23 protein-coding genes and 1 pseudogene are annotated in these 19472 nt (G+C 40.9%); 10 read left to right on the top strand and 14 right to left on the bottom strand.

Translation table 11 applies throughout. The annotated features are described in order from the left end of the window. Positions 1–147: 147 nt before the first annotated feature. Positions 148–390 (bottom strand): ASCH domain-containing protein, encoded by a 243-nt coding sequence (locus tag F7734_RS04610; RefSeq protein WP_347566128.1) that lies wholly within the window; start codon positions 388–390, stop codon positions 148–150. On the opposite strand from F7734_RS04610, the gene F7734_RS04605 reads away from it, so the two are divergent. The 3 genes from F7734_RS04605 (at position 375) to F7734_RS04595 (ending at position 2009) form a co-directional block, all read left to right on the top strand. After that, entirely contained in the window at positions 375–536 is a 162-nt protein-coding gene (locus tag F7734_RS04605; protein ID WP_155743583.1) for a hypothetical protein, read from the top strand. The two genes, F7734_RS04610 and F7734_RS04605, sit on opposite strands and share 16 nt — an antisense overlap. A gap of 33 nt (positions 537–569) precedes the next feature. Further along, positions 570–1382, top strand: a complete 813-nt coding sequence (gene bla / locus F7734_RS04600) for a class A beta-lactamase, subclass A2 (protein ID WP_243146685.1) — start codon at positions 570–572, stop codon at positions 1380–1382. A gap of 195 nt (positions 1383–1577) precedes the next feature. Beyond that, complete coding sequence (locus F7734_RS04595) at positions 1578–2009, top strand: Hsp20/alpha crystallin family protein (RefSeq protein WP_155743582.1); 432 nt, start codon at positions 1578–1580, stop codon at positions 2007–2009. Positions 2010–2186: 177 nt separating this feature from the next. Here F7734_RS04595 and F7734_RS04590 read toward each other — a convergent pair whose 3' ends face one another. Both F7734_RS04590 and F7734_RS04585 read right to left on the bottom strand, forming a co-directional pair. Beyond that, positions 2187–2549 (bottom strand): aspartyl protease, encoded by a 363-nt coding sequence (locus tag F7734_RS04590; RefSeq protein WP_155743581.1) that lies wholly within the window; start codon positions 2547–2549, stop codon positions 2187–2189. Beyond that, positions 2546–2863, bottom strand: a complete 318-nt coding sequence (locus F7734_RS04585) for a hypothetical protein (protein WP_155743613.1) — start codon at positions 2861–2863, stop codon at positions 2546–2548. Before F7734_RS04585 ends, F7734_RS04590 begins: the two co-directional genes overlap by 4 nt. Before the next feature lie 235 nt (positions 2864–3098). Between F7734_RS04585 and F7734_RS04580 the strand changes: the two genes are divergently transcribed. Next, positions 3099–3518, top strand: coding sequence for a CoA-binding protein (locus tag F7734_RS04580; protein WP_155743580.1), 420 nt, complete (start codon positions 3099–3101; stop codon positions 3516–3518). A gap of 92 nt (positions 3519–3610) precedes the next feature. On the opposite strand, the gene F7734_RS63090 is transcribed toward F7734_RS04580, so the two are convergent. From F7734_RS63090 to F7734_RS04570, 3 genes are all read right to left on the bottom strand, one after another. Further along, positions 3611–4051, bottom strand: a complete 441-nt coding sequence (locus F7734_RS63090) for a hypothetical protein (RefSeq protein WP_347566127.1) — start codon at positions 4049–4051, stop codon at positions 3611–3613. Between the two features lie 74 nt (positions 4052–4125). Continuing rightward, a complete protein-coding gene (locus tag F7734_RS04575; protein ID WP_243146684.1) occupies positions 4126–6807 on the bottom strand; it encodes a helicase-related protein in 2682 nt (893 codons plus the stop codon). Between the two features lie 36 nt (positions 6808–6843). Continuing rightward, complete coding sequence (locus tag F7734_RS04570) at positions 6844–7311, bottom strand: hypothetical protein (protein WP_155743579.1); 468 nt, start codon at positions 7309–7311, stop codon at positions 6844–6846. A gap of 164 nt (positions 7312–7475) precedes the next feature. Between F7734_RS04570 and F7734_RS04565 the strand changes: the two genes are divergently transcribed. The 5 genes from F7734_RS04565 to F7734_RS63075 all read left to right on the top strand — a co-directional run bounded on the left by F7734_RS04565 (position 7476) and on the right by F7734_RS63075 (position 10153). Next, on the top strand, positions 7476–8108 hold the full coding sequence (locus F7734_RS04565) for a hypothetical protein (protein WP_155743578.1): 633 nt from the start codon (positions 7476–7478) through the stop codon (positions 8106–8108). Positions 8109–8201: 93 nt separating this feature from the next. Beyond that, on the top strand, positions 8202–9260 hold the full coding sequence (locus tag F7734_RS04560) for an ATP-binding protein (protein WP_155743577.1): 1059 nt from the start codon (positions 8202–8204) through the stop codon (positions 9258–9260). Between the two features lie 2 nt (positions 9261–9262). Next, entirely contained in the window at positions 9263–9505 is a 243-nt protein-coding gene (locus tag F7734_RS63085; RefSeq protein ID WP_243146683.1) for a hypothetical protein, read from the top strand. Between the two features lie 43 nt (positions 9506–9548). Further along, on the top strand, positions 9549–9779 hold the full coding sequence (locus tag F7734_RS63080) for a hypothetical protein (RefSeq protein WP_243146682.1): 231 nt from the start codon (positions 9549–9551) through the stop codon (positions 9777–9779). A gap of 131 nt (positions 9780–9910) precedes the next feature. Beyond that, positions 9911–10153 carry a hypothetical protein gene (locus F7734_RS63075; protein WP_243146681.1) on the top strand — a complete coding sequence of 81 codons (243 nt, stop codon included), beginning with the start codon at positions 9911–9913 and terminating at the stop codon, positions 10151–10153. 434 nt (positions 10154–10587) lie between these two features. On the opposite strand, the pseudogene F7734_RS04550 reads toward F7734_RS63075, so the two are convergent. The 8 genes and pseudogenes from F7734_RS04550 to F7734_RS04515 all read right to left on the bottom strand — a co-directional run bounded on the left by F7734_RS04550 (position 10588) and on the right by F7734_RS04515 (position 18587). Further along, a pseudogene (locus F7734_RS04550) lies at positions 10588–11441 on the bottom strand (IS1634 family transposase). A 719-nt stretch (positions 11442–12160) separates the two neighbouring features. Beyond that, positions 12161–13558, bottom strand: a complete 1398-nt coding sequence (locus F7734_RS04545; RefSeq protein ID WP_243146689.1) for a cytochrome P450 — start codon at positions 13556–13558, stop codon at positions 12161–12163. Between the two features lie 93 nt (positions 13559–13651). Beyond that, on the bottom strand, positions 13652–14761 hold the full coding sequence (locus F7734_RS04540) for a terpene synthase family protein (protein WP_155743575.1): 1110 nt from the start codon (positions 14759–14761) through the stop codon (positions 13652–13654). Between the two features lie 354 nt (positions 14762–15115). Beyond that, a complete protein-coding gene (locus tag F7734_RS04535; protein ID WP_155743574.1) occupies positions 15116–16654 on the bottom strand; it encodes a prenyltransferase/squalene oxidase repeat-containing protein in 1539 nt (512 codons plus the stop codon). After that, entirely contained in the window at positions 16638–16907 is a 270-nt protein-coding gene (locus tag F7734_RS04530) for a hypothetical protein (RefSeq protein WP_155743573.1), read from the bottom strand. Before F7734_RS04530 ends, F7734_RS04535 begins: the two co-directional genes overlap by 17 nt. Positions 16908–17671: 764 nt before the next feature. Further along, positions 17672–18061, bottom strand: coding sequence for a type II toxin-antitoxin system VapC family toxin (locus F7734_RS04525; RefSeq protein ID WP_155743572.1), 390 nt, complete (start codon positions 18059–18061; stop codon positions 17672–17674). Further along, positions 18061–18345, bottom strand: a complete 285-nt coding sequence (locus F7734_RS04520; RefSeq protein ID WP_155743571.1) for a hypothetical protein — start codon at positions 18343–18345, stop codon at positions 18061–18063. Before F7734_RS04520 ends, F7734_RS04525 begins: the two co-directional genes overlap by 1 nt. Before the next feature lie 65 nt (positions 18346–18410). Continuing rightward, positions 18411–18587 (bottom strand): hypothetical protein, encoded by a 177-nt coding sequence (locus F7734_RS04515; RefSeq protein ID WP_155743570.1) that lies wholly within the window; start codon positions 18585–18587, stop codon positions 18411–18413. Positions 18588–18820: 233 nt separating this feature from the next. Between F7734_RS04515 and F7734_RS63070 the strand changes: the two genes are divergently transcribed. Continuing rightward, on the top strand, positions 18821–19462 hold the full coding sequence (locus F7734_RS63070) for a TnsA endonuclease N-terminal domain-containing protein (RefSeq protein ID WP_155743569.1): 642 nt from the start codon (positions 18821–18823) through the stop codon (positions 19460–19462). The last annotated feature ends 10 nt before the right edge of the window (positions 19463–19472 follow it).

Below are 19472 nucleotides of genomic sequence, written 5' to 3'. Positions count from 1 at the left end.
TCTCATCAATGGTGTCCACAGCTGCCAAAATTTTGGTGGTATCAAAGTTGTGTTGCAATTCATCCAGCTTTTTGCTATTAACAGTCCCGTAAATCGTCTCGTGGTTCTTCCTGCTCATGGTGACAAATACCTGTTGATATATCAAACTTATTCTCCATGAAACACGAGCATTAACGTACACAATATGAAACCGCTCGCAAACCAATGGCATATCGAGTGCTGGGACTTGCCTATCTTTGGTAGTACACGGGAAAAGTACCGCCAGTGCGCTTCTCTACAATATGAAAGCGAACAATCTCCTTCATCTACAGCGAACCGTGCATCAACTTTGTCATACGGGCAGATTGTGACTTCTGTTGAAACAATAATGCATAATGGCTCGAATTCCACTATCGTTAGTGAATGATGAAAAAAACGTTGTCTTACAGCTTGTGCTTATCGTTGTTGGCAATCGGTTGCTCGATCGCGCTCACCCAACAATGTTAGCGATCGCTCATCTGACTCACCCAGCAGCACTGATGGAAAACAATCGGTGACGAATCATGTGACAAGTTCCCTGCAAGACCAAATTGAACAAATCTCTCGTGATGCCTTCATGTCGTGTGGGAGTTGCAGTGGAGGCGATCGAGACAGGGGAATCAGTTGCTCTCAACGGAAAACAACAGTTTCCCATGCAGAGCGTTTACAAGTTTCCTATCGGCATGGCTGTACTGTATCAAGTGGATCGAGGAGTGCTCTCTTTGGAGCAAAAAGTTCGAGTTACAAAAAACGATTTCGTGACAGCACGTCAGCATAGCCCAATTCGGGATAACCATCCCCAGGGAGTAGAATTGAGCGTTTTGGACTTGCTGCAATTTATGGTATCTGAAAGCGACGGTACGGCTTGCGACGTGCTGTTAAGACTTATTGGTGGACCGGAGTTCGTCACCAAGTATTTACGTAACCTTGGAGTCAATGGTATAGTCGTTGCTAATACAGAGAAGGAACTAGGACAAGACCCAAGAGCGCAATATCGTAACTGGGCAACACCAGAGGCGATGGTAACTTTATTACGCGCACTTCACTCCGGGCGCGGGCTAGAAAAACCAAGTCTTGCATTGCTGCTACGATTGATGACCCAGACACCTACGGGTCCACGACGCATCAAGGGACTGTTGCCAAAGGGAACAGTTGTGGCACATAAAACTGGTAGTTCGCGGACTGTCAACGGGTTGACGAGTGCGACAAATGATGTGGGACTTGTTACGCTGCCAAATGGACGGCACTTAGCCATAGCGGTGTTTGTTTCAGATTCAAAGGCTGACGATTCTACACGCGAAAAAGTCATAGCAAGGGTGGCGCGAGCAGCATGGGATAGCTGGAGCGGACAAACAAATAAGTAAAATTGAAGGTTTTTAAGTCTTGTTTACCGAACTCAAATATTCGGTTATTTCCACAGATTTACAGTTAGAAATTCTTATGCGGTTATTATCAATTCCGAGGTAGTTAAAGCCGAATCACTCAATATTATGCAACCCATATCATAAGAATATAAAGCCAACAAACAAGAACGCAATTTCTACTTATTCATAATACCTATGACACTCATTCGTTACAATCCATGTCTTGAACTAAACGCTATCCAACGCCTGTTTGAAGAAACAAGAGTTCCCTTTGAAAGAGACTTCGTGAAAGTTCCTGCCGCTGAACTGACTCAAACAGATGATGCAGTGTACCTCAAGCTAGAACTTCCTGGTATGGATGCCAAAGATTTAGATATTCAAGTCACAGAAAACGCTGTTTCTATTAGTGGAGAGCGCAAATCTGAAACTAAGACCGAAGAAAAAGGCATAACTCGGACTGAGTTTCACTATGGTAAGTTTCAGCGCGTCATTCCCTTAGAAGTCAAAGTTCAGAATACTAATGTCAAGGCTGAATACAAAGATGGTATTTTGAATCTGACTTTGCCTAAAAAAGAGGAAGAAAAGAACAAAGTTGTCAAAGTGAATTTAGAACAGCTTGCTGCATAGTTGACTGTTTGAGAGATAAATTTCCTTGCACACAAATAATTATCGAACAACCCCGGTAACTCTGACGAGACTGGGGTTTTTTCTTAGGATTGCGAGCTTGCTAGGGATAACGGCTATACTACTGTATCGCAACAACCTACAGATTAGCTCTTCTTATGGATACTATTTATTAAATTATTATCCTAGTGTCAATACACCTGATGGCATATCAATAACAAGTCGTCTAGTTGTAAGCCATTGGCGACCAAGTAAAACTTCTGTTAAATAAGAGCCAACATGCACGGGAATCTGAAATTCTTGACCATCAATTCGTACTTCACCTAAATATAAGTCAAACTCGGTTTCTCCTCTGGCTGTAAACATTGGCTGCTGTTTTATATATGTCCAGCCAAATCCATCTATGTCTTGACCGTTTATAGCCAAGTAGCCAGAAAAGCCTGTATCGAACATTGCATTAACTGGCAAATCAAAACCAGATGAGACTATCAAGTCAATTTCAAAAAACAAAGCATCCTCAACACCAAAAAAGCCGGATATCATACAGTTCCGCACACCCCAGTTTCGTTGATACGGAAAGTATACAACTTTGCACCTGGATATTTTTCATGTGCTAAGAAAGCGCCTTCCATCTCATCCTGATTAACAAAATATTCTCCACTATCAGGTTCAATTGTGATGTACCAGTTATAATGGGTTTGCATTAATTCTGGTTTGACACGGTTAAAAATTACTTGACTGCGCTTGCGAAATTCCTGGCGTTCAGCTTCCCATTGTGCGTGCTGTTCTGGAGTCCATTGAATTTCGGGGAATATCCGTCCCCGTCTAGCTGTAGGATTTGGTTTAGTTTCTGTCATATTTCCCACTGGTAAGTAATATCTATATTTTACTTGGTAGTTTACACGCTTGGTGATACTCGAAAGCTGTTGTCTTATAAAAAATTCTTGTGCTGCATCAGGAGTAAGTATCATTTCTCCCGAACCGTTCGTTTCTATAAATCTGATTTTTCTATAGATGGGCGAGCACTGGGTATTGTTATTGCTTTGACGATACTATTGAATCTAAAAAAACATTTTAAAAGGAGACTCGACAATGCCGTTTAATAAACCAAATGACAGTGCAATACGCGACGTGTTGACCAGTGCAAAAGTCATTGCTGTTGTCGGACACTCCGATAAACCAAATCGTACTAGTTACCAAATTGCCCAATTTTTACGGAAGGTTGGTTATATTGTTTACCCCGTCAACCCACAAGTTCAAGAAATTGATGGTCAACCCAGTTATCCTTCTTTGAAAGAAGTGCCATCACATATAGATATTGTTAACGTCTTTCGCCGCTCTGAGTACTTAAGTGAAATTGTAACCGAGGCAATCGCTATTAATGCCAACACAATCTGGGCGCAACTGGGTATATCGGATGAAGCAGCCGCACAAAAAGCATTGGATGCGGGAATGAACGTAGTGATGGATGCTTGTATTAAAGTTGAATATTTACGCTTGGGAAGTGTATGATTTTATGCAAGCGATACGGCAGTATAGCCGTAATCGCTCGCTTATCGCTTCGGCGATTGCAGCTCTTAGCTCTTTCAGAACATGGAATTAACCTAAGCTACCTCGTCACTAAGGCTCTTCATTTTTGCAGAACTCCTGTTACAGTTCAATAATTCTTCAAACAAAGGATCGCCAAAATTCATGAATCGTAATGAAGGCATTTCATCAAAAACACTAGGGGAAAAAGTAACCGTGTAATTCTGGCTTTTGTAATTCAGTTGCCAAATCCCCTCACTTTCTCTTTCAAACTTTACGCCATTGGCTTTTAAAATTGTTGAGGATGTGAAAAACTGCTCGATGGTTTCTGGTGTAAAGGGAGAGGGAACGAGCGGTTTTTGAATTTCTGCTAAGTCAGTGTCTAAATCTATTGCGATGGTGTCTTCAATTGCTAGGCGAAGTGGTGGGGCGTCTAATACCAAATCAAATTCAGACATTAAAACATCCTCTTCTTCTGGATCGGCGCTCATGGCAGCTTGCTCAATGAATGTAGGCACTTGTGCTAAAATTGGTTGGAGGTTACCAACAACTGTTGCAAAAGCGTTGATGCGTTCGGCGCTTCGCCGCAGCGCTAGCTATCGCGCAATTTCCGATAAACCTTTGCTTCGACAGTGCCGTCATAGTAGAAGTTGTGGATTCGTACAGTAGAATATCTTTGTCCGATGCGGTCAATTCTTCCAATGCGCTGTTCAACCCGCATGGGATTCCAAGGCATATCATAATTAATCAGGACACCGCAGTTTTGTAAGTTCAACCCCTCTGACGCAGATTCAGTGCAGAGAAGAATTTTAATTTCGTCTTGGCGGAATCGGCGTTTAATTTGTTCTTTGGAAACGAGACACCACTCCCCATTCTGGTACAATTCTCCGCCGCGCCCGGAGTAGCAAGCAACTTGGCTGCCGTACAAATAAACTAAAGTATCCCGCAGATAGTCCATTGTATCCGTGTATTGGGTGAAAATAATCGCGCTTTCTCGTTCGGTCAACTCTTGGCGTAGAATCTGAATAAAGCGGGAAAGCTTAGTATCTTCTCCGGTATTGTCAAATTGTTGTAATAATTCTTCAAGATATTGAATTTCTTGAGGGTCTACTGGTTCAAAAAAAGATTCCAACCCAGCAATAACGACATCTTCTGCATCGTCTATATCTGCTAAATCGTCTTCACTTAAAATGCTTCCCTGTTGCGTTAACAGATAATCCAAACGGCGTTGCAGAGATGATTTAATTGCATAGAATGAACTGGTCAAACGCTTGCGGTAAAGAGTCATCAAGAAACCCAAGCAGGAACGCTTATCTTTTTGCGCTAACCGATAAAAATGGCGTACATAATCGCTAACAGCTACGTAAAGGGGTACTTCCCGTTGTTGTTCGAGGGTAATGGCGTTATCTTGCACAACTCTAGTCGGAATATCCCGTTCTAGCAGTCCCAAGCGGTAGTATTGTCGTAAGGTGTCGCGGGTGTGGCGAAACATTAAGTCTTTGAGAGGGGTGTTGAGAGTTAAGTATTGGCGTGAGGTATTGATGAATTTTTCATCCGCTAAGAGTTGTTTGTGATTGACGATTTTTCTACCCTGTTGCCAAATGTCTTGAATTTTGTAAGCGAGATTGCGGTCTTTCTTGGTGAGGAACTGTGATAGTCTGGGGCAAGGTTGTCCGCCACGCTGGAAATAATCGCTGGACATGACTTGCCAAAAATGAATGACTTCCTGTTTGACAGCCGCTTGCAGGGAGGCGAAATAATGGCAAAAGTTATCGCCGTAACTCCAATGTCCCTGCAATCCCAACAGGTTTAACAAATCGAAGACTTCTATCGGGTCAATTTGCATGGGAGTTGCTGAAAGAAGAATTAAGGATTTGGTCTTCTCTTTCAGTTGTGTCATTAACTCTAGTAAGCGGTTGGGTGTTTCTTTGCGGTCTTGGGGGCTTTTACGGCGTGCATGGTGTGCTTCATCTAGTACGACTAAATCCCAAGGTTCTGCTTCTAGCAACTGGTGCATTCTCTCAGTTCTTCGCACTAAATGGGACGAAGCCAGGATTAAGTCTTGGGTATTCCAAGGGTTGGCAGCAGCTGGGATGGTACGCTTGTAGGGGTCTTTAAATTCAGTTGATGTGTAACTCCAAAAATGGAGGTTGAATTTTTCTCGTAATTCTTCAAGCCATTGTGGTTGAACGCTAGCTGGTGCTAATATGAGGACTCGTTTCACTTGTTTAGACAACAGCAGATAGCGTAAAATTAAACCTGTTTCAATAGTCTTGCCCAAACCAACTTCATCTGCTATGAGAAAACTTTGGGGAAAATTTTGAGCAACACGCTTGACTATTTTAATTTGGTGCGGCCAAGGTTGAATGGGTATTGATTTTAGACAAAAATCTAAACAGCCTTTATGCTCGTGAATATTGGCAAGTTGGGTAAATACTAGCTGTTCTTTTTCTCTTTCTTCTCTGGAGAGTGTGGGGAGTTCTGGTTGTGGTTCTGGTTGAGGGAATTCTTCTGTCAGGGGTCTAGAATCAAATTCAGCTTGGATATTCCAGTTGGGTTTTGTAGCAGGGGCGTAACGCAACAGCTTTTTCTGTACCGCTTCGGGAACTTCAAAGACTCGCACGTTGGGAGATAAGTTGTACCAAAGTTGCTCAAATCTCGCGACTTCTTCTTCTACTCTATCGAGTTCCCTTCCTCCTTCCCATGAACAATAAACGTGAAAGGATTCTACGTTGCTTTCCCAGCCGCCAATGGATTCGTTGTTGGAACCGTTAAATGCTAGTTTATCGCCATTTGTATCAGTAAAAATGCCAACTTTTTCATGGAATATATGCTGTGGGTCTAGTTGCTGTGTACTTTCTTCTGGAAGTCCATTTTCTTTGAGGGGAATGGCAATTTTGATATCAAGATAGTTATTCTGAATTAACCAGCTCAGAATTTCAAAGTGTTTGAGTTGGGCAAAGCTTTCTGGGGGTTTTAAGTCTGCGTCGAGACGAGTTAATAATGCATCTCGGAGTTCATACCCCTGTTGAATCGCTTGTAAATCTTCTGGGCTAAACTGACAGCCCATGATTAACCGCATTCGCCCTCGATTGTGTAGCATTGCACCTAAGCCACGGGCGACTTTACTTAAAATGGCACTGCTGAAGAAACCAGCTTTGCGATCGTATTGGATGGTACACTCTAAAGCAGGGATGTAGAAATCAGCGATCGTGTTGTGGGTGTTGCTGGAGTAGCTGATTTTCCAAGGGTATTCGCGGAAAAATTTCGGCATATCTTGGGGTTATCCAAAAATCATATAAAATCTTTTCTATCTCCTCTTGTTTCGTCCTTCGTTGATTGTGCGTTCGTAAATTGTGGCAATCCCTTCTAGTAAATCCTGTGGAATTTCTCCAATCAACGGTAATTGTAGGGGATATTGCCTGTGCAGAATATATTTATTTCTGATTCTACATAGCACCCGCACGACTCCTATTAATTCGTAAAAACATTCTGGAGTTGTCCAATCATAAGTTAAAAAGATGCTTTCCGGGACTCTCAAAAACTCAAAAAATTCTATATAGCGTTCTGATTCCAAGCATTTTAGGTAAATAGTCTTATATTCATTGACAAGGACTTGCCAATACTTTAAATTCTCTAGAAATTTTAATTCGTTGGTTATGTTAGCGGAAAATCCATCAGATGGCACGTCGCTACAATCGGGGTTGAATTTCTCCATCTTTTTTTCTCTCAGTTCTCTATCAGTTTGACACCTATCCCCCGCTAGTTTAGCAGCCATTCATATGGGTTTTCCTCCGTGCTTTTCGCTACCCCACAACACTGTCATTATTTTTATGTTAAGGTTTGCCAGCGCGATACGACTGTACTCCGTTAATCATAAAGGCTTATCGCCCACTGGTTTCGATAGAATGGGCTTATTGTTTTAGTAAGGAGATCGACACCATGCCTAAGGTTTTAGATCCAAACGAGTCCTATACCTTTAGCAAGTATTTTGATTTGCCTTACTCACCTGAAGATATTTTGGCAGATTTGGGCTGTACCTTTGAGCGCACGGATCTCGAAGATCTCCCCTACTCGCAATGTGAATTAGATTGGTTGGCTGAACTCGCACACAGTATGCGGCGCAGACTGAAACGGGTGAATACAACTACCGAACAAGCCCGCCGTGAGGCATTGATTTTTCCGTTGATCGACCGGATTTGCGATCTCTTAGATTATTCAATCAATATTGAGTATACTCTTAATGTGAGCAATTGGTTGAAAGGCTCTTTGGATTACTATATTCCCAGTCCAAGTCATCTTCTGATTATTGAAGCAAAACAATCGGACTTGACTAAAGGCTTTACTCAGCTTGCTGTTGAATTGATTGCGCTCGATCGCTGGATAGAAAGTGAGAGTCCGATTTTGTACGGTGCAGTTTCGACTGGGGAAATTTGGCGATTTGGTTTTTACGATCGCAACTCGCATCATGTGGTGGAATGTTTACCACTGCATCCTGTTCCTCAGGATTTGGAGTTTGTAACGCGGACAATTATTGGGATTTTGCAGGGAGAACCAAAGAAGATGCAGTCTTGAGGCGAAATTACAGATGGCTTCGAGTCAAATAACTTTTTCATTCATCTAAAAACAACTGGCGATCGCTGTTTTTCTCTAAAATGAGATTTTAAAATGAAAGTTCAATCCGTTCAGCTAAAGTATTTTAAGAAATTTCGGGATTATGTATTTGATTTCACTGAGCCAGAAACCGGGTTAGCACGAGATACGATTGTCCTGGTTGGAATGAATGGTTCTGGGAAAACAAGTTTGTTGCAAGCTATTGCAGCAACTTTAGGTACGGCGACTGGACGGTTAGAAAACATCTCCGATTTGGAATGGGCGGGATTTAATTATGAATTGCTCGCGAATAACTGGGGAGGTATGACACCTGAGGTAGCCGTACAAGTACAATTCTCGTCTGGCGAACTGCAAGCTATGCGAGATTTTCAGCAGAAATTGCTCCAGATGGGGCGAGATTTGCAACCTCCTGGTGAAGAGCACAATGTAACTCTTAGATGGAACAAGGAAGGTGTTATTGCTGGGAGTGCTGCTCAATTGTTTCAATTTAAAGGACGAGAATATGCCAAACAATTGCGCCGAAATGAAGGATGGAAAGTGTTTGAGCAAGTCGGTACAGTTCTTTGGTATACAGAACAGAGAACTTCAACAAGTCTCACGAGCGAAGAACCCAATCGCCAGTTGGAAATTACAGAAGATTTGTTGCGCGATCGGTTATCTAAATGGCGACAATTTCATCAAGATATTGAATTGGGTAAAATTCATCAACGACCTCATGGACAAAAGGATTTGTATGCAGAAATCGAACGAGCTTATCAAACCGTCTTTCCAGAACGTAGTTTTCTTGGTCCCATTCCGCGAGAGAATTTAGATGATATTTTGAGCGAACCTTGGTTTTATCTATATGATGGCAGAAATCAGTATGAAATTTCTGAAATGTCTGGGGGCGAACGTGCTGTCTTTCCAATGTTAATGGACTTTGCGAGTTGGAATATCCACAATTCTGTGATTCTTATTGATGAGATTGAGTTGCACTTACATCCACCCATGCAACAGGCTTTGTTAAGAGCCTTACCCAAGTTAGGGAAAAACAATCAGTTTATCATTACAACCCATTCTGATTATGTGGAGCAATTAGTACCTGATGCATATATTATTCGGTTAGAGGTGTAGGTGTGAGTGTTGTTAGTGGCAAAGTTATTTTCTGTGAGGGTAAGCAAACAAGTTTAGATTTTAGACTGCTCAACCGAGTCATTGAGAATATTTTAATGGATAAACCTACAATTGTTCCCTCTGGTAGTAAATTTACTTTCTCCGTTTTTACTCAAGGTTACTTTTCTAGAGATAAACCTACAAATCAAAGATATATTATTTTTCGCGATAGCTTCGCTGCTGCCAAGGGCAGGACGCGATTTTGATGCTAAACCGACTGCTAATATTGCATTAATTCAGAGCAACTCAATGTTTCTCACTCACCGTGCTTGTGTTGAGAATTATTTACTGAATGCTGAATTAATCCATAATTATTGGGTAGCAAAATATACAGAAAAGCAGAACAATCCCAGTTCTCGCTGGGGACATGGCGATTCTCCAGGGATGGAGGCGATTTCAGCATGGATTGAAGAATCTGCAATGAGCTTGCAGGACTATCAAGCGGTAAGATGGGCACAATCGTTGATTTGTTACTCTTAAGCGCAGCGCGAGTGCAATTGAAGACGACATGGACGGGTGGTAGCGGTAAACTCCCAAACTCACTGTTATTGCAAGATTGTCGAATTCAAGCTGTGGAATTAATTAACTAGTTTCAAGAAGTGGTCAGAACAGTGACACGGGACAGATTTGAAGCAAGTCTTGCTGTGTACCAGCAACAGTTTGCTCGAGAGGAGTTTTGGACACAGAAGCAATATTTAATTTGGTTTCATGGCAAAGATATTCAAAAAGCTATGCAGCAACGAGAATCTCGTTATATTTCTCTGAATGCTTTTTTTGATTGGGGGCTGAATCAATTAAATATTAATCAATATCCCGATCTTGTTGAGTTACAAAGTAGGATTGAGCAACTATAGCGTTTCTCACTTGAATCCAACACAGTGATATCAAAACAATGTAGGGGCGAACGGTTGTTCGCCCTCCTATGTGTATTGCACGCAACTGAGAACTGCTATAGCCCACATTCCGCACCCTTAAGTGTCACACAGGGAAATTACGGTAACAAGAAAGAAAACTGAGGCTAAAAAATCACATATTAGTGAAAAATAAATTAGCGAAAAAGAAAAACACCAAAAACGGGGTCAAAACCCATTCTCAATAAGGAGCAATAAGAATGAACAGCACTCAGAGGAGTCAACAGATAAATAAATGAAGATATTCAATATATAGATTATAAGTCAGACTAATAAGTTGAAGTAAAAAACGAAATTATAGACATCGTAAAATAGAGCGGTAAATCAAACAGATTAGCTCCTAAATCTGATATAAATTAAATTAGCTCTTTTAAGAATTAAGTGGATAATTGATAGTAACGAAAACAATCATCTGGTAAAAGATTCAGAATAAACTTCCTATCTGGAGTCCAATAGAGACGTGTTTTTCATCGTTATATTTAACTAAATGAATACCCTGAAAGCATTGAAAAATCCAGCGTAAAGTAGGGCGGTCAGTTGCTTTACCTAATTGATTTTGAATTGTTGATTTAGAATCTTTAAGAGCATTTCTAATTTGACGTTGAGCCAAGGTATAAACCAACAAACATAAGCCCATAATCATTGCCAAAGACTCTATTCTCTCAGGACTTTTGAGGAAAATACTGTCTGCAAAAAATAATGGGTCTTTGAGAAAAGCGAACCCCCGCTCACATGACTGCTGGGCTTTATATTCACTGAGCATGGAATCATTGCTCAGTGCGAGTGAATCTAAAACATTCGTAATTACTGATGGTAATCTTGAATTATATTGCCCATGCACGTGCATAGATGATGAGTCTAGATGTGATGTTGATAGGGATAATCCGAATTTTTTGGCTGCTTTTAATGCAATCATAAAAAATATTGTATCTAATCCTTTTATAAATAGTTTATCCATCACTCTCCCCAGTTTATCGTCGTTCAGATATTCTGGTTTTACTCCTGCTCCTACCAGATGCTCACAGGCTATTGTTTCAAAATATTGGGGAAACATATATAAGGGTTTCGATATAAATCCTAACCCGTTTAATATCATGGCTTTTACTACTTGACCCAGACTTACTTTCTCCCCCTTTTCTTGCCCTATTAATTCGTTGATTATTTCTACTATTCCTATCGCATCTACTATTCCTGCTACTATACCTAAATGGTCTATATTTTGAATTTCCATGTTTTGAAGCTTTGATTTCACAACATAATTATCCACAACTCCTGTTGTGATTAAATCATTTCTTCTTCTGTTCTAAATTAATTTTAAAATCATTAAATTTTCTTTTATTTTATCTTATTTACAAAACTTTATTCTCTGACTTGCTTCCCAGTTTAATAATATTGATTATCATTAAGTGTCTTCTTCCTTGCATGATATTTAGTTCTTGTGTACTACTTTACCAGCTTTTTTTGATGTGTGCCAGTTAGGGTGCGGAATGTGGGATTACAGGGTTAAGGTCTTTAATTAATGCCGCTTGGGGCGAAGACCTGTGTTTTGTGATGATTCTTCCAATCTCCCGTTGATGAACCTTACTCGCCTTCGTGGACGGGGTGATGAGGGTGTTGAAACCGAATGGCACGCTCGTTAAGCGCAAATCCTTAAGGTATAGGGCTTTTGGGGTATAGGGGTTGCACGGTCAAGAATTAGTAATTAAATCAAAATGCTTAATAAATATTGTTCTTCTTCTAACACCCTACACCCCTACCCCCCCTAACACCCGGACGATCGCGAGAGTTTCACGTTATCAAGCGTGCCATTCAACCATAAACCAACTGTCTAAAGTCTAAGTTGCCGAACTCAAATTAAAGTAAAAGCTTGCGGCAAATAATTCCTTTAAGTCACAGTCACAAGAATCCCCAACTATAGGCGCAGGCTTAGTTGGTGGTGCGTTCAAATAACTAAACTGGCTCCAAAATCATTGGTAGACCATTACGTGGGCAGAGAACAAACGCCTTAACTTGGGGTTTGACAGTATGGCTACGAATGCGTCGCGGTCGCCACTTCTGTGCTATTATGACGACGGCTAATTGTGCCTGCATGAGGGCAAAGTGGTTACCGATACAATGACGCGATCCGGCACCAAACGGAAAGTATGCGTAGCTATGGCGCTGCTCCGATTGCTCCGCAGTAAATCTCTCAGGATTAAAGACATCTGGCTGATTCCAAAAATCCGGAAGGTGATGGGTCATGTAAGGACTCAATATGATTGTTGCGCCAGCCTTAACAGGATAGCCGTCAATCTCGTCATTTTGCCGCACGACTCGTGGAAAAACACAGCCAGGCGGATAAAGCCGTAAGGTTTCCTGGATGACCATCCGGGTATACCGGAGGTTGGCGAGGTCAGCGAAGGTTGGCTGGCGTCCGCCCAAAACGCTATCGATCTCCGCCCGGAGCTTGCGATCTACTTCAGGATGCTCGTCGAGCAAATACCAGAGCCAAGTTAGCGCAGTAGCAGTAGTCTCGTGACCAGCAACAAATAATGTGACGCACTCATCTCGCAGTTGCTGATCGTTCATCCCTGTTTTGGTTTCCTCATCGCGAGCCTGCAGTAACAGGGAAAGCAAGTCATCGCGATTCTCTCTACTCTGGCGCCGCTCACGAATTATCGAAAGAAGTATGTCGTCGATTGTCTGGAGAGCGTGACGCAGGGTACGCTCTCCAGGTAAGGGGAGTTGTTCGGGGAGGAAGTATAGAAAAGAGCGAAGGTGTATTGCTCTGAGCGCAACCTGAATTGCATCTGCCGTTGCTTCTATCTTATGACGCTCAAGACTAGTGCCAAAAATCGTCTCAAGCATAGTACTTTGCATAATCTGCTGCAACTCCTTATGCATATCGATTGGCGAGTCGGACACCACTTGCTCGAAACGCTCTACTGCTTTAAGAGTAGCTGTAATCATACAGTTTGCTAAGGAGGAGATATGCTTGTGCGTGAAAAATGGTTGCATCAGACGCCGATTGCGGAACCAAGTTTCGCCTTCACTTATAGCTAAACCGTTGGCTGCTATCAATCGGTAACCTTTCCACATGGTATGACCCTTGCCGAAATTATGCTCGTTGGTGGTAAGCACATATTGAACATGGTCTGGATGGCTAGTCAAATAGATATGTATTGGTCCAATCTTTAGTGCTACTAACTCACCAGGATGCTCTTTAACAATACGTTGGAGTAGTTGAGGAAGATCAAAAACAAACTCGGAAGTAACGCCAATGAGCGGATATCCCTTGATGACGGGGCAGGTTTTTCGGGTAGTGGAAGGACTTTGTGTAGATGGAAGGTTAATTTTTTTCGGAATCATAAATCCTCTCAATAATTTTTGCAACAATGAAATTAGTTGTTTCATCTAGACCTGTTGCAGTTGGTCTAAGTAGAACTAGATAAGTAGATAAACTCAATCAGGCTTTACGTAATTACCTTTTTCATACATTGCCAGCACAAAAGCTAGTTGAACTTGCAACCAGTGAAGTAGCGGAGTATTAGGTATTTCTATTACCTGTTTTGCAAAACGTTCAAGCTCAACTTCTAACTTAGCTTTAACTATTTCTGCTGCTTGTTTAACTTCCAAACTATTCTTTTGATATGCTCCCATTGGAGCAAAACCTAGCTGGGCGAGTGCTATAGTAATGCTGTTTACTTTACATTCTTCAAGTTCTAACCAATAATTACCTAAGTCATTTGCTAAACGAACTATTTCAGCACCAATATCTATTGCCGTATTGCAAAGCTGCCAAGTAGTTTCTGGATCAATCTCGTAGCCAGCTACAATTGCTCCTGCAGGATGTAAACCAATAGAAAAGCTTGAGCGATTGAGGTATTCTTCCATATTTGGAAGTTGGTGACAATCCAATATTTTTTGATAATTGAAGTTCTGAATTAACTCCCAACGCATAGCCTCAATCATTTGAGCAAGATAGTGTGTGAAATTAGTTAGGCTAAAATTTAATCTTTGTATGTTGTTAGGCTCTTGTTGAGGAGCAGACAGCCAGCTCGCCCGAAGATCGCAGTATAAGCTTTGCAACGCAGCTTCGAGATTGAGACTTGTATTCTCAATTCCTTGAAACTCATTAAGTTGATCAAAACTAAATTTAAAACAGTAGTTATGACCATGCTCAGTGGTTAAACCACCTAATTTATAAAGGGGTTTAACGATATAGCTCAGCTGGCTATCTAAATAATCTAGCCATGTATTAGATCTAGTCGGGTTAAACTGAGAATAATCAAAGTTATCAATGTAAGCATCAAAGCTGACAATCCATAGGCAGTATTTAGCAAATAATAGAGCCTTTTGATAAGAAAACGGTACTAGTGTTGTTACACAACCAGTGTAAGCAAAAACTTCAACACGCTGATTAGGCAGATTATATTGATTAGCCCACTTGTCAAGGTCTATGGTTAGTTGAGGTAGGGCCTCTAATCTTGCAATCTGGATATCTGAAGCTTGACTTGGTTTATTGTTAGCTACTAGGTTGCGCCAGTCAAAAACAGTTGATGTCACGCTCATATTGATAATAAAACTTTAACTTAGATCAATACCTTTGCCAAAATAAAAGCCTACAAAAATTTTGGCAAAAACTGACAAAATTTTCCATATGTAAGTGTTTAGCTGACAAGAGAGCTTGGACTGTCAAAACCTTTATACTGCGGTCGATACGTTAAAAATACCTTGTGAGAAACCTAAAAGGAATTTTTTTAGGACTTATTGTTTTTGCCAACTCTCAGAGAACAGCGAGTTGATATTGAAAGCGTCATCAACTCACCCTCGTAAATTGGCAAAGGTATTGTTAGATAAGACAGACATTTGAGATATTATTCAAGAACTTTTTGAAGCTTAGACTCGATCCGTAAACTATGGAGACTATTGTTCTAATGTCAATGCCATTGCCAGCATAGCACTCAATTCAAAAGCGCGGTCGATTCGATAAGCACCATACAAATCTTTAGCAATCCACTGCCTTTCTTCATTCCATTTAGAGGGACAGTAATTACGCACTAATCGGTGATAACCTTGTAGCTGAGCTTCTAGCCCTTTTTCATCTAAGAGTCTATGAGATTTGAGTGCTTGCAGTGTCAGAACGGCGTAAGCTGTCTCTAGAGTTGTTGACTGATAGCCTGTTCCCCACCCTCCATCTATATGCTGGTGAGCTAACAAAGTCTTAATAGTAGACTTCAGCGGACTGTAATGCCCGGACTGCAAAAGCGCAAGCGCAACATGTAAGGTTACGTACAGCCAGGAACTATGCCACTTGTCACCAGTCCAACGCCCGTCAGGAGACTGACGCTCAAGCAAGAGTTCTATTGGTCGAGCCACTTTCTCCCCAACAATCGCTAATGCATGAACGGCACGTGCTGTGACCGAAATAGATGGATGGAGTTCGCCAGGAAAAGTTGTGAAGTAACCATCATCATTCTCAAATTGTCTCAAACCTGCCAGATCGGCTTTCCATCCAGCACCATAAAGCACTGATACAGCAGCAGCTGTATCATCTCCATCAGGAATAAAGAATGTGCTAGCACCAATCCCATTAGGAATCAACATACTGGCAAACTCGTGCAGGTGTTGTCGTACCAAATCTTGTAGTGCCGGATGCTCCAAAAGCCCTGTAATTAGAAGGCTGTATAACGAAAAAGCTTGTTCAAATCGCTCTAGCGGCCACTGTGTCGGTACAATGCCTGGTATATTCAAACCAGTTGCTGCTGCTGCTTGAGCCAAATAGCGCTCAGCAGCTAAACGGACATCTATCAAGTCTGAGCGACCTGCCGCCGCTTGTAACCAAGCAGCTGTTGCCGATGGGCTGTGACCAACACCTCCTGACCCATCAATTAGGGAAGGATAAGGCTCCGTTCCCCATACCTCCCAAGAACAAGCCAGAGAATTGCCACCAGTTCGATTATTTAACCGTGCAAGCCGCTGGCGGCGCTGATTTCCTATCTTGACGATTTCTGCATAATGCTGTTGCGGTACTTCTAGATTTACTGCTGTTGCCTCTTCAAGCAAGTAGGGTATTGTCAATTCTGCAGCAGCAGGTACATTATCGAGTTGCAACTCCCGCCAGTAATGTGCCTGCCGTTGAAGAAAATCCAGACCAGCTTGCAGGGCTGCACAGGCTCCCTTAAAGTTTTGGTATGAGTGCAGAGTTAGTACTGACGCTAGCGTAGGAACGTCACGCATGAGTGGCAAAGCGCGATCGCCCCATCCCCCGTCAGCCTGTTGTTGTGTCAGCAACCATCCTAAAGCTGCATCAACTCCTTCCACAGGTGGGTAGAGACGTAACAGATGAGCAGTATCATAAACAGACGGACTAAAAATTCCACCATCCTTTCCAAGGTCTGCTAGCACGCAGCGCAGGTCGCTCAGTAATAAATGTGCAATTGTGATTTTAGGCTTCAGTTTCATTCAAACTTCTAGTGTGCTTTAGTTGAGTCGCTTTCCCAACCAGTAGGTTATAGATGCGATAACTAGGTGAATCTTGGTACAGATGCTCAGATGTTGTCACAGAACCTTCAGGAAAAATCAATTGCAGAGGATCGACCTCTCCAGTCAATACTGAAGCTAGTTTCTGACCGCACCGCCCCAACAAGCTTAGTTCTGCTTGATAAGCAGGAAATTTCGCTAAAAGTGCTTTCCAAACCTTAATAGGTTGCTCCATTTCTGGTAGGTGGTAAACCTCTCAAATGCATTTGTAGACCTCATAATTATGAATGCCTCCCAATCAATCAATTAGTTTATTTATTATTCACTGTATATCTCAGACATCAACTTACAATATATCGTCTAGCTAGTCAACGTCTTTTGACAACTACTTTTCTTACTTTTCCTACTTATTGTGTCCATTCCCTCATAAAAGGTGCTGTAAATAAATATCATTTAAATCAGTTAACTGATATCTTGCACCTTCTCAATAAGTAAATGGCGATGCACTCCGCACCCTACGAAATAACAAGTTTTCCAGCCTATTATTTTGTCAATAAGCATTTGCCACAAGTTAGAAATAAATTAATTTTGTCAATACATCTTTGTACCCCACATTCCGCACCCTAACTGGCACACATCAAAAAAAGCTGGTAAAGTTACCGTAATTTCCCTGTGTGACACTTAAGGGTGCGGAATGGGGGATATAAGATACTTCCACATCTTTGTCCATTGAAACCTGCATCTACCTCAGTATTAATACTGAAATCATCACATTTAGAGCACTATTATCCCAGTGTTGAGTATTTTAATAAAGGAACTTTAGTTACCAGTAATGAAATTATCCCAGCATTAACAATGTTTTTTGTCTACTCTAATCTGCTATAATGTTTATTCTATGGTTGTAAAATGCATTAACTTTCAACTAAGCGATAAACTTCCAAACGTTGAGGCTTATGCTGTAGGCGAGTTAATGCATAAATGGCAAAGTTATTTTCCAGGCTATAACCAGTTTTCTAATTGTAAGTTAGGTATATTTTCAAAATCTTTAACATTGTTGGTAACAACAATATCTTGACGGGAACGAGCAACAGATGCAATGAGAGCATCAATTTCTCCAGTAGGTTTACCAATCTGTCTCAGTGTACGCTGAATTTTACCAAACTCTATAGCAGCATTTAAATCAAACGGTTCTACAGGAAGTAACTCAGTCAATTCTGTGAGACTTTCTAAGTTTTTTTCAACCTGTTGAGAGCAATAAATCCCCTTATAAAGCTCTGATAAGACAATTGTAGAACGGTAGGATTGACTAAAAAAGCGATTGAATGTAGAAACTGCTTTTGGATTACCATTCAATAGTGTAATGCAAATGTTAGTATCTAGTAGGTACATTAGCTATTATCCTGAGTATCAATAATGTCTATTTGTCTTCCCCTATAAGCATGACGTTCTTTATCAATTTCATCAAAAATGTCTGTTAACTCAGGTTGATTTTTCCAAACTCCAAACAATTGATTGAGTCTTGCTAATCTCTCCTCTTCTGTCAGTGGTGTTTTTGTTTCAGTAGATTCAGGAGGAGGTTCTAAATCAACGACAATTTCTACTCCATCTGGAATATTATCAACTGGTTCTAGGAGTTCAATAATTTGACCGCGTTTTATTCCTTTGATTTTCATGGTTAGGCTCCTTTGGTTGATGGCTCTTAACTTGACGGGTTACTACTAGCTGTTGAGGAGAACTTTTACTCATCAATCACTTGCGAATTCTCAGCAAATAAAGGTAAATCCATTTGTCCATAACTGAGAGGTAATTCGGGTTGTTTATAAGAAACTTTGGCTTTGATTTCATCCATTACCAACCACAAATCTAACAACGCTTTTTCTTCGGGGATGCGTTTCTTTTCTGTGGGTTCGCGCATAAAGTGAAATTTTGAGAACGAATTTATAGGGGTTTCAGCCAATGGGTGTCGCGCATAAAGTGAAATTTTTAGTATATGTAGACCAAAGTCGCGCATAAATTGAAACAGATTCGCGCATAAAGTGAAATTCTATGATTCGCGCATAAAGTGACATTCTATGTCTAATGGCAGAAGTTAACTGCCAGACAATTAGCTAGGATAAATGGCCAATAGCGGTCAGGGGGTAAAAATGCTTGATAACTCCCGCACGAAAAATTACCAACACAGGAACGAAGAAGAACATAGGCAAGTTCTTCAGTGTCAAGATGCAATCTCTGATTTGGTACGAATCTCTTACAGAAAGGGACTATATGTATCTACTGGAGATAGACCCTGATGTCTTGGCATATAGTAGCCAACCTCTAAAAATTTCTTATAAAGAGGATGGAAAACATAGACGATATACACCAGATTTTTTCGTTGAGCGAAGTCAGAAGAAACAAATTGTTGAAGTTAAGCCCAAAACACAGATTCATTCTGAAAAAAATGTGAGATTATTTCAATGCATTAGTTATATTTGTCAGTGTAAAGGTTGGGATTTTCTAGTCATTACAGATGAAATGATTAGGAAAGAACCTATACTTAGCAATATTAAGCTTTTATATCGATACGCATTGATTCCTTTAAATCCTCAAGTTACTATTACTTGCCATCAATATTTTAAAAATCAACTCAATGTTACCCTGAAAACTGCTGAAAATGATTTAAGTTCTCAAGGAATTTTCCGAGGAACTTTGCTGAAATTAGTATTTGTAGGCTTTTTGACATTTGACTTAATGACTCCAATAGGCAGTAATAGTTTAATTAGCTTATCGGAGACCTCTTATTACATATAGGAATTGTTTA

Source organism: Scytonema sp. UIC 10036 (assembly GCF_009725235.1).
This window is presented reverse-complemented; position numbering and strand designations above follow the sequence as displayed.

Bases quoted from the DNA above. Each gene is read 5' to 3' on its own strand.
- F7734_RS04605 (WP_155743583.1), top strand. From the start codon at position 375: ATGGCTCGAATTCCACTATCGTTAGTGAATGATGAAAAAAACGTTGTC.
- F7734_RS04595 (WP_155743582.1), top strand. From the start codon at position 1,578: ATGACACTCATTCGTTACAATCCATGTCTTGAACTAAACGCTATCCAA.
- F7734_RS04590 (WP_155743581.1), bottom strand. From the start codon at position 2,549: ATGATATCCGGCTTTTTTGGTGTTGAGGATGCTTTGTTTTTTGAAATT.
- F7734_RS04585 (WP_155743613.1), bottom strand. From the start codon at position 2,863: ATGACAGAAACTAAACCAAATCCTACAGCTAGACGGGGACGGATATTC.
- F7734_RS04580 (WP_155743580.1), top strand. From the start codon at position 3,099: ATGCCGTTTAATAAACCAAATGACAGTGCAATACGCGACGTGTTGACC.
- F7734_RS04575 (WP_243146684.1), bottom strand. From the start codon at position 6,807: ATGCCGAAATTTTTCCGCGAATACCCTTGGAAAATCAGCTACTCCAGC.
- F7734_RS04570 (WP_155743579.1), bottom strand. From the start codon at position 7,311: ATGGCTGCTAAACTAGCGGGGGATAGGTGTCAAACTGATAGAGAACTG.
- F7734_RS04565 (WP_155743578.1), top strand. From the start codon at position 7,476: ATGCCTAAGGTTTTAGATCCAAACGAGTCCTATACCTTTAGCAAGTAT.
- F7734_RS04560 (WP_155743577.1), top strand. From the start codon at position 8,202: ATGAAAGTTCAATCCGTTCAGCTAAAGTATTTTAAGAAATTTCGGGAT.
- F7734_RS63080 (WP_243146682.1), top strand. From the start codon at position 9,549: ATGTTTCTCACTCACCGTGCTTGTGTTGAGAATTATTTACTGAATGCT.
- F7734_RS04545 (WP_243146689.1), bottom strand. From the start codon at position 13,558: ATGATTCCGAAAAAAATTAACCTTCCATCTACACAAAGTCCTTCCACT.
- F7734_RS04540 (WP_155743575.1), bottom strand. From the start codon at position 14,761: ATGAGCGTGACATCAACTGTTTTTGACTGGCGCAACCTAGTAGCTAAC.
- F7734_RS04535 (WP_155743574.1), bottom strand. From the start codon at position 16,654: ATGAAACTGAAGCCTAAAATCACAATTGCACATTTATTACTGAGCGAC.
- F7734_RS04530 (WP_155743573.1), bottom strand. From the start codon at position 16,907: ATGGAGCAACCTATTAAGGTTTGGAAAGCACTTTTAGCGAAATTTCCT.
- F7734_RS04525 (WP_155743572.1), bottom strand. From the start codon at position 18,061: ATGTACCTACTAGATACTAACATTTGCATTACACTATTGAATGGTAAT.
- F7734_RS04520 (WP_155743571.1), bottom strand. From the start codon at position 18,345: ATGAAAATCAAAGGAATAAAACGCGGTCAAATTATTGAACTCCTAGAA.
- F7734_RS04515 (WP_155743570.1), bottom strand. From the start codon at position 18,587: ATGCGCGAACCCACAGAAAAGAAACGCATCCCCGAAGAAAAAGCGTTG.